12 protein-coding genes are annotated in these 13123 nt (G+C 32.3%); all 12 read left to right on the top strand.

The genetic code is table 11. The features are described from left to right. The first annotated feature begins 37 nt into the window (after positions 1–37). The 12 genes from AC0N0V_RS17345 to AC0N0V_RS17290 all read left to right on the top strand — a co-directional run bounded on the left by AC0N0V_RS17345 (position 38) and on the right by AC0N0V_RS17290 (position 13067). Positions 38–733 carry a response regulator transcription factor gene (locus AC0N0V_RS17345; RefSeq protein ID WP_474459684.1) on the top strand — a complete coding sequence of 232 codons (696 nt, stop codon included), beginning with the start codon at positions 38–40 and terminating at the stop codon, positions 731–733. Positions 734–745: 12 nt separating this feature from the next. Continuing rightward, complete coding sequence (pnpS, locus tag AC0N0V_RS17340) at positions 746–2458, top strand: two-component system histidine kinase PnpS (RefSeq protein ID WP_474459682.1); 1713 nt, start codon at positions 746–748, stop codon at positions 2456–2458. 265 nt (positions 2459–2723) lie between these two features. Next, the gene (locus tag AC0N0V_RS17335) at positions 2724–3617 is read left to right on the top strand and encodes a phosphate ABC transporter substrate-binding protein (RefSeq protein ID WP_474459680.1); all 894 of its coding nucleotides are present in this window, start codon (positions 2724–2726) and stop codon (positions 3615–3617) included. Between the two features lie 181 nt (positions 3618–3798). Further along, entirely contained in the window at positions 3799–4689 is an 891-nt protein-coding gene (pstC, locus tag AC0N0V_RS17330; RefSeq protein WP_474459678.1) for a phosphate ABC transporter permease subunit PstC, read from the top strand. Then, positions 4689–5576, top strand: a complete 888-nt coding sequence (pstA, locus tag AC0N0V_RS17325; protein ID WP_474459675.1) for a phosphate ABC transporter permease PstA — start codon at positions 4689–4691, stop codon at positions 5574–5576. Before pstC ends, pstA begins: the two co-directional genes overlap by 1 nt. Before the next feature lie 12 nt (positions 5577–5588). After that, positions 5589–6338 carry a phosphate ABC transporter ATP-binding protein PstB gene (gene pstB / locus AC0N0V_RS17320; RefSeq protein ID WP_474459673.1) on the top strand — a complete coding sequence of 250 codons (750 nt, stop codon included), beginning with the start codon at positions 5589–5591 and terminating at the stop codon, positions 6336–6338. A gap of 179 nt (positions 6339–6517) precedes the next feature. Beyond that, on the top strand, positions 6518–7174 hold the full coding sequence (phoU, locus tag AC0N0V_RS17315) for a phosphate signaling complex protein PhoU (RefSeq protein ID WP_474459671.1): 657 nt from the start codon (positions 6518–6520) through the stop codon (positions 7172–7174). A 436-nt stretch (positions 7175–7610) separates the two neighbouring features. Beyond that, positions 7611–8234 (top strand): DUF47 domain-containing protein, encoded by a 624-nt coding sequence (locus tag AC0N0V_RS17310; protein WP_474459669.1) that lies wholly within the window; start codon positions 7611–7613, stop codon positions 8232–8234. Beyond that, the gene (locus AC0N0V_RS17305; protein WP_474459667.1) at positions 8227–9225 is read left to right on the top strand and encodes an inorganic phosphate transporter; all 999 of its coding nucleotides are present in this window, start codon (positions 8227–8229) and stop codon (positions 9223–9225) included. The genes AC0N0V_RS17310 and AC0N0V_RS17305 overlap by 8 nt, the downstream gene beginning before the upstream one ends. 186 nt (positions 9226–9411) lie before the next feature. After that, positions 9412–10746, top strand: a complete 1335-nt coding sequence (locus AC0N0V_RS17300; RefSeq protein WP_474459665.1) for a DUF512 domain-containing protein — start codon at positions 9412–9414, stop codon at positions 10744–10746. A gap of 3 nt (positions 10747–10749) precedes the next feature. After that, on the top strand, positions 10750–12066 hold the full coding sequence (der, locus tag AC0N0V_RS17295; RefSeq protein ID WP_474459663.1) for a ribosome biogenesis GTPase Der: 1317 nt from the start codon (positions 10750–10752) through the stop codon (positions 12064–12066). Positions 12067–12068: 2 nt separating this feature from the next. Continuing rightward, entirely contained in the window at positions 12069–13067 is a 999-nt protein-coding gene (locus tag AC0N0V_RS17290; protein WP_474459661.1) for an NAD(P)H-dependent glycerol-3-phosphate dehydrogenase, read from the top strand. Positions 13068–13123: the final 56 nt, after the last annotated feature.

Raw genomic sequence — 13123 nt, 5'->3', positions numbered from 1 at the left:
TAAAGCTAAAATTAAGGTTTTTTAGAGAGGAAAAATTATGTTAGAAGATAAAATACTAATTGTTGACGATGAAGAACATATAAGAGAATTGATTAAATTTAATCTTGAACAAAATGGTTATAAAACTATTTCTGCAGATAATGGTTTGGATGCATTAAGTATGGCTAAAACAGAGAATCCACAGTTAATACTTCTAGATGTTATGCTTCCGGGAATGGATGGATATGATGTATGTAAGGAAATAAGAAGAGATAACTCTATATCCTCAACTCCAATAATTATGATTACAGCTAAAGGTGAGGAGTTTGACAAAGTACTTGGACTAGAGCTTGGTGCAGATGACTATATTACAAAACCATTTTCTGTCCGTGAGCTTACTGCAAGGGTTAAAGCTATACTTAGAAGAACTGCAATTAAGCCTATAGATAATTCCTACAGTTTTGAGAAAGTTAACATTGATTTTGAAAAGCATGAGGTTACTAAAGAGGGGGTCAGGGTGGACTTGACCTTAAAAGAATTTGAACTTCTTGAAATTTTAATTAAAAACAAAGGAAGAGTAATGACAAGGGATTTTTTACTAGATAAAATATGGGGATATGAGTATATGGGAGAAACCAGAACTGTAGATGTTCATATAAGACATTTAAGACAGAAGATAGAAGATGATGATAAGAAACCAAAATATATAGAAACTATTCGTGGAATTGGATATAGATTCAATTATGGAGAGTAGTGGTGGTGCTATATGAAGAAAAAAATAATGTCCTCTATGCTTAGTAATATTTGCTTTAGTTTGGCCATTATGGCAATTTTGTTTATTGTCATTGAAAACTATCAATATATAGGAAATATGAGACAGACTTTAAAAACAAATAATGAGATTATAATAAATGTTATGAGAAATGAAAGTTTAGAAAATAGGAAAGCTTTTTTTAAGGATAACTTTAAAAATGAAATGATAAGACAAACATATGTTGATAAGGATGGTACAGTACTGAGTGACTCTATTGCGGATGCTAAAGAAATGGATAATCATAGTGCGAGGAAGGAAGTACAGGATGCCATAAAGTATGGAACTGGGTATAGTATAAGACATAGTATCACCACAGGTAGTAGCACTTTATATTTTGCAACTTCCTTTGATAGTGGGTATGTAGTGAGAAGCGCTGTAACTATGCAGACTATAAAGGGAATTGAAATTAGCTATCTTAAATATTATATGTTAATTATGGCGGTTTCTATATTACTTTCTTTAATATTTGCCTCGAAATTATCAGAATCAATAGTTAACCCTATTAAAGATTTGCAATTTATTACAGATAGAATTTCTAAGGGAGAGTTGAGTAGAAGGGTTAATATAAACTCAGCCGATGAAATAGGAAGGCTAGGAATAACTTTTAATAAAATGGCTGGAAAACTTCAGGATACTTTAAGCGATTCTCTAGATAAACAAAATAAGTTGGAAGCTATATTGAAAAGCATGGATAGTGGAGTTATTGCTGTAGATAAAAATCACAAGATTATAATGATAAATCCATATACAAAGAAAATATTTGGCATATACAGAGATATTATAGGCGAGAATCTAATGGATAACATACGAGACTTTGAATTAGAAGAGATATTTAAGGAAACGAAAGAAGATTATAGGGAAATTAGAATATTGTGGCCAAAAGAAAAGGAATTAAGAATAAGAACTGCTGATATAATCAATGATAGTAAAAAGATTGGCACTGTTGCAGTAGTGCAGGATATAACAGATATTAAAAAGCTAGAGAGTATGAGATCACAATTTGTGGCAAATGTTTCTCATGAACTGAAAACCCCACTAACCTCCATAAAAGGTTTTGCAGAAACGCTTAGATATGTAGAAGACCCTGTGAATAAAGAAAAATTCTTAAATATAATTAATGATGAAGCGGATAGATTGACAAGATTAATTAATGATATTCTAACTCTTTCTCATATTGAAAGCAGTATAGAACGGAAAAAAGAAGTCATTAGTGTGAAGGATGTTATTAAAGATGTTTATTGCTTAATGAAAAACACAGCAGAAAAGAAAAATATTAAACTTATAATGGAAGAAGAGGAAGTGCCAAATCTTACGGGGGATGGTGATAGGTTCAAGCAGATGCTCATTAATTTAGTAGATAACGCCATAAAGTATTCCGATAATAATGGAACTGTTAAGATAGGTGCTAAACATGTAGACGAAAAATGTGTAATATGTATTGAAGACAAGGGCGTTGGTATACCAAGAGAGCATATTGAAAGATTATTTGAAAGATTTTATAGGGTAGATAAGGCAAGATCTCGAGCACAAGGTGGTACTGGACTAGGGCTTGCAATAGTAAAACATATAGTTATGGGCTTTAATGGAGTAATTAAGGTGGAGAGTGAGCTAGGAAAAGGAAGCAAATTTATAGTTAGTATACCAGTAGAAAAACAAAAAACATAGTTTAGCTTTAACGTTAGTATACTTATGTTAATTTTATGTTAAGTGAAATAGTTGTAATAATTATATAAAAATTGAGAAAAATATCCCTAGAGAACTATAACTAGGGATATTTTTATTTTTATTAGCAGAAATAAGTATATAGTAAAATAAATTATTAATGTTAACTTATTTTAACATGCTTATAATAAGTGGTTAACTTTGCTGTAGTATTATAATACTTGTGAGATGAATGCTAACACTTTAAATTATGAGGAGGGTTCACTTAATGAAGAAGAAGAGTTTAAGAGCCATGATAGCTGCACTTGCAATAACAGTTGTAGCAGGAGCTTTTGTGGGTTGTGGAAATAAGCAAGAGGCAGGAAACACTGGGGAAAATAACAAAGGTGTAACAGGTTCAATAACATTAGCAGGTTCAACTGCACTTCAACCATTAGCAGAACAAGCAGGAAAGAAATTTACAGAAAAGAATCCTAATGCAACAGTTAACGTTCAAGGTGGCGGTAGTGGTACTGGATTAAAATTAGTTTCAGAAGGAACAGCAGATATAGGAAACTCTGATGTATTAGCTGAAACTAAATTGGATAAAGAAAAAGCAAAAGAATTAGTTGATAATAAAGTGTGTGCTATTGGTTTTGCAATAGTAGTTAATAAAAATGTAAAAGTTGATAACTTAACAAAAGACCAAGTGCAAAAAATATTTACTGGTGAGTATACAAATTGGAAACAGCTTGGTGGAGATGATAAGCCAATTAATGTAATAAACAGATCAAAAGCTTCGGGTACTAGAGCAACATTTATTGATACAGTAATGGATAAGAAGTCAGAAAAAGAAGGTTTGGGAACAACACAAGATTCAAATGGAGCAGTTGAAAAATCGCTAGAGACAACAGATGGCGCAGTAAGTTACTTAGCTTTATCAGCTTTAACAAATGAAGAAAGTAAGAAAAATGTAAAAGTATTAAAATTAGATGGAATTGAAGCAAATAAAGAAAATATAACTGCAGGAAAATATGTATTCTGGTCTTATGAGCATATGTATACTAAAGGAGAGCCAAAAGATTTAGCAAAAGCATTTATTGATTATATGAAGAGTGATGAAAACAAGCCACTAGTAGAGAAATCAGGATATATTCCAGCGAGCGATATGAAAGTTAAATAATACATTTTAGCTGGTTGCTCAAGTAACCAGCTATTTGTATGATAAAAATTAAAATGTGCATCAAGGACCATTAGCCATCAGTCGCAATACACTTCCTACAATAAATCTAAGTGTTGCGAGCGATAGCTAATGGATTTTATTAATAAATTGTATATAAAAATTTATTGTTGAGGTTGATAATATGGAAAAAAGGACATTATTGCAAAAATTAAAAAGCGAGTATTTAGGCAGAAGCTTTGCAATCTTTTGTGGACTACTGATTGTGGTGCTAACTCTAAGTATTTTAGGATTTGTAGCTTCAAAGGGATTAAACATCTTTATAAAGCATGGATATTCTTTGACAGATTTTTTGTTTTCAACACAATGGAGTCCTGACAGTGAGACGCCTAAGTTAGGAGCTTTAATTTTTATAGCTGGTTCTACTTTTGTATCTATAGGAGCAGTAATTATAAGTGCACCTATTGGTATAGCGCTAGCTATTTTTATGAATTATATATCGCCTACTTTGGGAGAGAAAGTGCTACAACCAGCTTTAGAATTATTTGTAGGTATACCATCAGTTGTATATGGTTGGATTGGTTTTACTGTTTTGCTTCCATTTATTAAAGGTTTTGGTGGAATAGGCTTCAGTCTAATTGCAGGTATTTTAGTATTAAGTATTATGATTTTACCTACAATAGCTAGTATTTCATCTGATGCAGTAAAAATAGTTCCTAAAAGTTATTTAGAAGCTTCCTATGGTTTAGGGGCGACTAGATGGCAAACTATAAGTAAGGTCATAGTACCCTCTGCTAAAGGTGGAATATTGACAGGGGTAGTATTAGGACTTGCAAGAGCTTTTGGTGAAGCATTAGCGGTTCAGATGGTTATTGGTAATACAATAAAGCTTCCTGAAAATCTATTAAGTCCCACAGCAACTTTAACAAGTATTCTTACAATGGATATGGGAAATACTGTGTCAGGAACAGTTTGGAATGATGCTTTATGGTCACTAGCGTTGCTATTACTAATTATTTCATTTGCATTTATCTTAATACTAAGAGTCATTGGAAAAAGAGGTGACATTAATTAATGAGTGAGAAATTAAAAGATAGAATTTGGACTGGTGTTTTATATGCTATATCAGGTTTAGTTGTAATTCTTTTAGTGGCTTTAATTGGATATATATTAATTTCAGGAAGAGATTTTCTAAAACCATCCTTCTTATTTGGTAATCCTAAAGCCGGTGAAGCTGGAGGAGGTATTGGACCTCAGCTCTTCAACTCTTTCTACATGCTAATTGTTTCACTTATAATTTCAGTTCCTTTTGGAGTGGGAGCTGGTATATATCTAGCTGAATATGCAAAAGAAGGAAAACTGCTAAATATAATAAGATTAAGTATTGAAACTATGGCATCGCTACCATCTATAGTGGTAGGACTATTTGGTCTTCTTGTTTTTGTTAATATGACCAAATGGGGATTTACATTGTTATCTGGGGCATTAGCAATATCAGTACTAAACTTACCAGCGTTAACACGTGTAAGTGAAAATGCAATAAGAGCAGCTGCTAAGCCTGTAAAAGAAGCAAGCTTAGGTCTAGGTGCTACGCAATGGCAGACAATAAAAAGGGTTATTTTACCTTCTGCAATCCCACAAATTTTAACTGGTGTAATACTAGCAGCGGGAAGGATATTTGGAGAAGCAGCAGCACTATTGTACACTGCAGGAATGAGTGCTCCTATACTAAAGTTTAATAATTTTAGTTTAATAGAAAAATCATCACCTTTCAGCTTAATGAGACCAGCTGAAACGTTGTCAGTATATATATGGAAGTTGAATGCAGAAAGAATGGTACCAGATGCTTCATTAATAGCAAGTAGAGCTTCAGCAGTTCTTATAGTAATGGTATTAATATTTAATATTTCAGCTAGAATATTAGGCAAAAAAATATATGAATCTTATACAGGTAAGAAGTAAGGAGGATACTAAATGGGTATAATACAAACTAAGAACCTCGATTTGTATTACGGAACCACACAAGCTTTAAAGCAAATAAACTTGGATATACAAAAGAATGCAGTTACGGCATTAATAGGGCCTTCTGGTTGCGGTAAGTCTACTTTTTTAAGAACCTTAAACAGAATGAATGACTTAATTGAAGGTGTTAAAATAGAAGGTGAGGTTCTGTTTGAAGGTAAAAATATTTATCATGATTATGATGAAATAGAACTTAGAAAAAGAGTAGGAATGGTGTTTCAAAAACCTAACCCGTTTCCGATGTCTATATACGATAACATAGCCTATGGACCAAGAATACATGGTATAAAAGATAAGAATAAGCTAGATGAGTTGGTAGAGAATAGTTTAAGAGGGGCTGCTCTTTGGGATGAAGTAAAGGATAGATTAAATAAGAATGCATTAGGAATGTCTGGTGGCCAGCAGCAAAGATTATGTATTGCAAGAACTCTTGCAGTAGAACCAGAGGTATTACTTATGGATGAACCAACTTCAGCACTAGACCCTATATCTACTTTAAAGGTAGAAGAGTTAATGGATGAGCTTAAGAAAAAATATACAATAGTGATAGTTACTCATAACATGCAGCAGGCTGGTAGAATATCAGATCATACGGCTTTCTTTTTAACAGGAGAAGTAGTTGAGTTTGAAAAAACTGAAAGCATTTTTTACAAGCCGAAGGATAAAAGAACAGAAGATTACATTACAGGAAGATTTGGATAAGGTTTTTGAATTGTAATTTGATTATAAGACTCCTACTCAATGATAGTAGGAGTCTTATAAATAAGCATAAAGGCTTTTTATATAGTAATATAAAGTAAATCACTAGTGAACATATTCTAAAATAGTTGAAAATGTGTAATAATAATGAAAAGAGCAATTATTTAAGAGAGGTGAGTATAATGTCAAGAACCGGATTTGATTCTGCTTTAGAGGAACTTCATAATGATTTGTTAAGAATGGGAAGTATAGTGGAAAAGCAAATTCATCAGTGCATAGAAGCTTTAGTTAAACAGGATGAGGCTTTAGCAGAACAGATAATAAAAAACGATGATTTGGTTGATAAGCTTCAAAGAGAAATAGAGGATAAATGTATTAAATTGATAGCTAAGGAACAACCTCTTGCTATAGATTTAAGAACTATAATTACTACTTCAAAATTAGTCACTGATTTAGAGAGAATGGCAGACTATGCAGTGGATATAGCTAAAATAACAATAAGATTAAAAAATGAAAAGTATATAAAAGAATTAATTGATATTCCTAAGATGGCTGAAATAGTAAAAGTTATGATAAGAAAAGCATTGGATGCCCATGTAGCAGGAGATGTAGAGGGAGCTTATGCAGCTTGCAAGATGGATGATGAAGTAGACCATTTATATAGAAATATATTTACAGAAATGTTAACCTTAATGTCTAAAGGACAAGAAAATGTTCCGCAGATAACTCAATTACTATTTGTTTCTAAATACCTTGAGAGAGTAGGAGACCATGTAACTAATATTTGCGAATGGACTGTGTACTTAGTGACTGGAGAACAAATAGATTTAAATGAATAAATGAATTTACTGTAATCATCAAAATAAATAGGTATTTTCAAATATCTTACATCATTTAATAAACCCTGTGCTTTTTTAAAGGTGCAGGGTTAAGTTTTTTTCTTTATTATTTCTTTTGATTTCTAGTATTTTAATATACTAAAGAATAAGAGATGGTATCTGAAATTGCATACAATGTTTGGAACGCAATATTAAATTATATTAAAAATAATAAAAAATATATTTATTTTATTGTAAATATTTTAATGATATTAGGTGGTAAAAAACAAAAAAATTCATTTAAAGGGGAATATACGACAAAAAAGTCTAACGAAAAACCTGTTGACAAACGTTTTCATATGAGAGAAGTGTTAATTAAATGTTTTATTTTTATTAAATTTATGTTATACTTTATAAGGTCGAAAATGAATACTTTCAAATTATCAGGAGGGATAAAATGTTTAGCTTGACTCCAAAAGAAGACAAATTTTTTGAACTTTTTATTGAAACTGCAAATATTGCCTATAAGGCTTCAAATCTGCTAGTAGAGTTTCTAAAAGACCTTGACAATGCAGAGGAAAATTTAAAAAAGATTAAAGAGGTGGAACACGAAGGCGATAAAAAACAGCATGAAATACTTGAACAGCTGAATAAAACTTTTATAACACCATTTGACAGAGAAGATATTTATATGATAGCAAAGGATACAGATGATATTATTGATTACATAGAGTCTACGGCAAGTAGATTTGTAATGCTTAATGTAAATCACTGCACAGAAGAGGCTGAGATGTTAAGCAGAATGATCGTAAAATGCTGTGAGGAAATCATTACTCTTATGCAGGAATTAAAGAACATGAAGACAAGTAAAGAACTATCAAAGAAGATAATTGAAGTTAATAGAATAGAAGAGGAAGGCGACAAAGTTTCAAGAAACGCCATTAAAGATATTTTCAGAGGTAATATGGAAGTTATTGAAATCATAAAGTGGAGAGAGATTTATCAATATCTTGAGGATACACTAGATGCTTGTGAAGACTTAGCAAATGTTATTGAAGGAGTAGTAATGAAAAATGCTTAGTGGTACTATTGCTTTAACAGTTGCTATAGTTATTATTGCTCTGATATTTGATGTAATTAATGGTTTTCATGATAGTGCTAACGCCATAGCATGCTCTGTATCTACGAGGGTTCTAACTTTAAAACAAGCAGTAATCATGTCAGCAACTCTGAACTTCGTAGGTGCTTTTATGAACGTAAAGGTTGCAAAGACAATTGGAAGTGGTATCGTAAATCCAAGTAGCATAACTCAACAGGTTATAATCGCAGCATTAGTTGGAGCTATTGTGTGGAATCTAATAACTTGGTATTTTGGAATTCCAAGTAGTTCATCACATGCCCTTATAGGGGGATTAGTTGGATCAGCAATGATGTATCAAAAATCCTTTGTTATAGTTAATTGGGCTAGTCTTTTCTCAAAGGTTATACTATGGCTCATATTATCACCGGTAATAGGATTTTTTATAGGTTTTATACTTATGAATATTATAAACATGATATTAAGTAAGACAAGACCTGCAACAGTGACTAAAGTGTTCTCAAAGCTTCAGATAGGTTCAGCTGCACTTATAGCTTTGAACCATGGAGGTAACGACGCTCAAAAATCCATGGGAATTATCACAATGGCACTAATGAGTGCTGGTTTTTTACATGAATTTGCTGTTCCAGATTGGGTTAAAATATCATGTGCTATTGCGATGGCACTAGGAACAAGTATGGGTGGTAAAAAGATTATAAAGACTATGGGCTCTAGAATGTCAAAGATTGCACCAGTTAATGGTTTTGCAGCAGAGATAGGAGCATCTTCAGTTATATTTACTGCTACTATGCTTAATGCTCCGGTTAGTACAACACACATAATCACAGGATCAATAATGGGGGTTGGTGCATCAAGAAGACTTTCTGCAGTAAGATGGGCTGTAGCAAAAGAAATTCTTACAGCTTGGATAATAACAATTCCGGCATCTGCTTTAATATCAGCATTGACTTTATTTTTGGTAAACTTAATATAGTCTAATAAAAAACCCTTCTTATTATATGAAGGGTTTTTATTATTACATTGACTAAATAATAGGATTAGGGTAATATTACTAGAGGTATAGCTGTTGAAGCAAAATCTTTGATTTTGTGTGAATCGCTTTCACAGAGTGCGTGGGAGACTTACTCCAAGTTAGTCAGGTGAAAAAGGGGTTGAACATATGAAAAGTGAAATTGCAGTAGTAAAACCAGGAAGTATAGCAGAAGAAATGGAAATTGAAGTAGGCGATCGTTTATTGAGTATAAATGGAGAACCTGTTAAGGATATTATAGACTATAAATTTCTTATATCTGATGAATTTGTTAATATAGAAATTGAAAAGAAAGATGGAGAAGTTTGGGAGTTAGAGATAGAAAAAGAGTATGATGAGGATTTAGGTGTTCAGTTTAAAGAAGCTATTTTAGATAGGCCAAGAAGCTGTCACAACAAATGTATATTCTGTTTTATAGATCAATTACCTCAAGGTATGAGAGAAACTCTTTATTTTAAGGATGATGATTCTAGACTTGCTTTTCTTCAAGGAAACTTTGTAACCCTAACAAATATGAGTGAAGAAGATATAGAAAGAATAATAAAATACAAAATAAGTCCTATAAATGTATCTGTCCACACTACAAATCCTGAGCTAAGAGTAAAAATGACCAACAATAGATTTGCTGGAAATGTTTACGATAGAATTAAAAGGATGGCTGAAGCGGGCATAAAGCTGAACTGTCAAATTGTCTTATGTCCAGGGATAAATGATGGAGATGAGCTCAGAAAAACTATTGAAGACTTATATGCATTATATCCACAAGTAGAAAATCTTGCAGTAGTACCTGTAGGGGTTACTAAGTTTAGACAGGGATTATTTGAACTACATTTATATAGTAAAGATACGGCAGCAAAACAATTAGATTTAGTAAGTGGGTTGCAAGAAAGGTTTATTAAAGAGATAGGTAAGCCTTTTGTTAGGTTATCAGATGAATTTTATGTTGTAGCTCAAAAAGAAATACCGTCTTCTGAGTTTTACAATGGATTCAAGCAGTTAGAAGATGGTGTGGGAATGATAAGAATTTTTAGAAGTTATATAGATGAAACTATTTCTAATTTAAGTAAAAATGCGAGTGGTTCATTTACTATTATAACAGGTAGCTTAGCTTATAGTGAAATTCTAAAAGCTGCCGAAGACATAATGAAAGCAAATCCTAGAATAAAAATAAAGGTAAAAAATATAATTAATAAGTTTTTTGGTGAAACTATAACTGTAGCAGGGCTAACTACAGCTAAAGATATCATCGAGCAATTAAAGGATGAGGAACTAAGTAACTATGTTATGATACCAGATTGCATGCTTAGAAAAGGCTATGAATTAGCTTCAAATAACGATAAGATTTTTCTAGATGATATTACAATAGAGGGCTTATCCAAAGCTTTAAATAGAGAAATATTAGTGTGTGATTACACAGGTGAAGACTTAGTCCATATAATCAATGAACATTGTAAGGAGGAATAAATAATGGGAAAACCGATAGTAGCAATAGTAGGAAGACCAAATGTAGGAAAATCTACATTATTTAATAAATTGGCAGGAAGAAGAATATCTATAGTAGAAGATACTCCAGGGGTAACAAGAGATAGAGTATATGCAGAGGCTGAATGGCTAAAGTATAACTTTACTATAATAGATACAGGTGGCATCGAGCCTGAGAGTGAGGATGTAATAATATCACAAATGCGCAGACAGGCACAAATTGCTATAGAAACTGCAAGTGTAATAATATTCATAGTTGATGGTAAGGAAGGACTTACAGGTGCTGATAGAGAAGTAGCTCAAATGCTTAGAAAAAGCAAAAAACCTGTGGTATTAGTAGTTAATAAAATTGATAACTTTAAAGATGAAGATAACGCTTATGAATTCTATAACTTGGGGATAGGTGACCCAATTACAATTTCAGCTTCACAAGCATTAGGGCTCGGAGATATGCTAGATAGAGTAGTATCTCATTTCGATCAAATTATTAATGATAACGAAGATGACGAATATACTAAGATAGCATTTGTTGGAAAGCCTAATGTAGGTAAGTCTTCTCTAATAAATAAGCTATTAGGCGAAGAGAGAGTAATAGTAAGTGATATACCTGGTACTACAAGGGATGCTATTGATAGTTACTTAGAAACAGAAGAAGGAAAGTTTTTATTAATAGATACTGCTGGTCTTAGAAGAAAGAGTAAGGTTAAAGAGGAAATAGAAAGATATAGTGTTATCAGAACTTATGCAGCAATAGAAAGAGCAGACGTATGTATATTAATGTTAGATGCAACTCAAGGCATAACTGATCAAGATGAAAAAATAATTGGTTATGCTCACGAAATGAATAAAGCTATTTTTGTTATAGTAAATAAGTGGGATTTGATTGAAAAAGATACTAAGACAATGAATGAATTTACAAAAAATCTTCAATCATGTTTAAACTTTATGTCTTATGCTCCATACTTATTTATTTCAGCTAAAACAGGTCAAAGAATACATAAGGTTCTTGAAATGGTAAAACAGTGTAATGAAAATTATACAAAACGAATAAAAACGGGTGTATTAAACGATGTTATTAGCAAGGCTGTAATGATGAAGGAGCCACCTGTTGTTGCAAATAGAAGATTAAAGATATACTATGTTACTCAAACTGGTGTAAAACCTCCTACATTTTTATTCTTTGTTAATGACCCTCAAAACCTTCATTTTTCTTATGAAAGATATCTACAGAATCAATTAAGAGAGAACTTTGATTTTGCTGGAACTGGTATTAAATTGGAGTTTAGAGAAAGGAAGGAGTAGTTATGTGTTCTAAAATAGCCTTTCTAGGTGGTGGAAGTTTTGGAACAGCTTTATCAATAATGCTTGCTAAAAAAGGCGTAGAAGTTGAAATATGGGATAGGAAACAAGAAGTAGTAGATGATATCAATATAAAAAGGGAAAATATAAAATATCTTCATGGAGTTGTTATTCCATCAGGGGTTAAAGCATCTACTAATATAGAGGAAGTAATTAAAGGTAGTGAGTATATAGTTTTAGCAGTTCCTTCACATGTGATAAGACAAATGTGTAGTAGCATTAGTAGTTTTACAAATAATGACCAAATAGTAGTTAGTATTGCTAAAGGAATCGAGCAGGAAACAGGAAAGAGGCTGTCTGAGGTAATAAAAGATGAATTGCCATTAAATCCTATAGTTATATTGTCTGGCCCTAGCCATGCAGAAGAAGTAGCTCAAGATTTACCGACTACAGTTGCTGTTGCTTCTGAAAAAATGGAGTATGCTGAAAAAGTTCAAGATCTATTTATGACAAACAAATTCAGAGTATATACAAATGAAGATTTGATTGGCGTTGAAATTGGAGGAGCAGTGAAAAATATTATCGCACTAGCTGCCGGAATTTCTGATGGTATAGGCTATGGTGATAACACAAAGGCCGCGCTTATGACTAGAGGGATAAGTGAAATAGCGAGAATAGGAACAAGACTGGGAGCAAAGATAGAAACCTTCGCGGGACTTACAGGAATAGGTGACTTAATTGTTACTTGCACAAGCATGCATAGTAGAAACAGAAGAGCTGGAATATTAATAGGGAAAGGCGCAACTTTAGAAGAAGCTACTAAAGAAATAGGAATGGTTGTTGAAGGGATAAAGGCTTGTAAAGCTTTTTACGAACTAAAGGAAAAAGTATCAATATCAATGCCAATAACAGATGTACTTTATAAAGTACTTTTCCAAGATAAGGACCCTAAATACGGAGTATATGAACTTATGACAAGAGATAAGAAAGATGAAGTTTATTAGCCTAAGTATTGAGATTTAGAATTTACGACACTGAACAACTCAAGCCTTAATCCACT

It is taken from the genome of Clostridium sp. CS1-1 (assembly GCF_056135525.1).
The sequence above is the reverse complement of the archived record's forward strand: the minus strand, read 5'-3'. Positions and strand labels throughout refer to the sequence as shown.

Coding starts and splice junctions, on each gene's coding strand:
- AC0N0V_RS17345 (WP_474459684.1), top strand. CDS start 38: ATGTTAGAAGATAAAATACTAATTGTTGACGATGAAGAACATATAAGA.
- pnpS (WP_474459682.1), top strand. CDS start 746: ATGAAGAAAAAAATAATGTCCTCTATGCTTAGTAATATTTGCTTTAGT.
- AC0N0V_RS17335 (WP_474459680.1), top strand. CDS start 2,724: ATGAAGAAGAAGAGTTTAAGAGCCATGATAGCTGCACTTGCAATAACA.
- pstC (WP_474459678.1), top strand. CDS start 3,799: ATGGAAAAAAGGACATTATTGCAAAAATTAAAAAGCGAGTATTTAGGC.
- pstA (WP_474459675.1), top strand. CDS start 4,689: ATGAGTGAGAAATTAAAAGATAGAATTTGGACTGGTGTTTTATATGCT.
- pstB (WP_474459673.1), top strand. CDS start 5,589: ATGGGTATAATACAAACTAAGAACCTCGATTTGTATTACGGAACCACA.
- phoU (WP_474459671.1), top strand. CDS start 6,518: ATGTCAAGAACCGGATTTGATTCTGCTTTAGAGGAACTTCATAATGAT.
- AC0N0V_RS17310 (WP_474459669.1), top strand. CDS start 7,611: ATGTTTAGCTTGACTCCAAAAGAAGACAAATTTTTTGAACTTTTTATT.
- AC0N0V_RS17305 (WP_474459667.1), top strand. CDS start 8,227: ATGCTTAGTGGTACTATTGCTTTAACAGTTGCTATAGTTATTATTGCT.
- AC0N0V_RS17300 (WP_474459665.1), top strand. CDS start 9,412: ATGAAAAGTGAAATTGCAGTAGTAAAACCAGGAAGTATAGCAGAAGAA.
- der (WP_474459663.1), top strand. CDS start 10,750: ATGGGAAAACCGATAGTAGCAATAGTAGGAAGACCAAATGTAGGAAAA.
- AC0N0V_RS17290 (WP_474459661.1), top strand. CDS start 12,069: ATGTGTTCTAAAATAGCCTTTCTAGGTGGTGGAAGTTTTGGAACAGCT.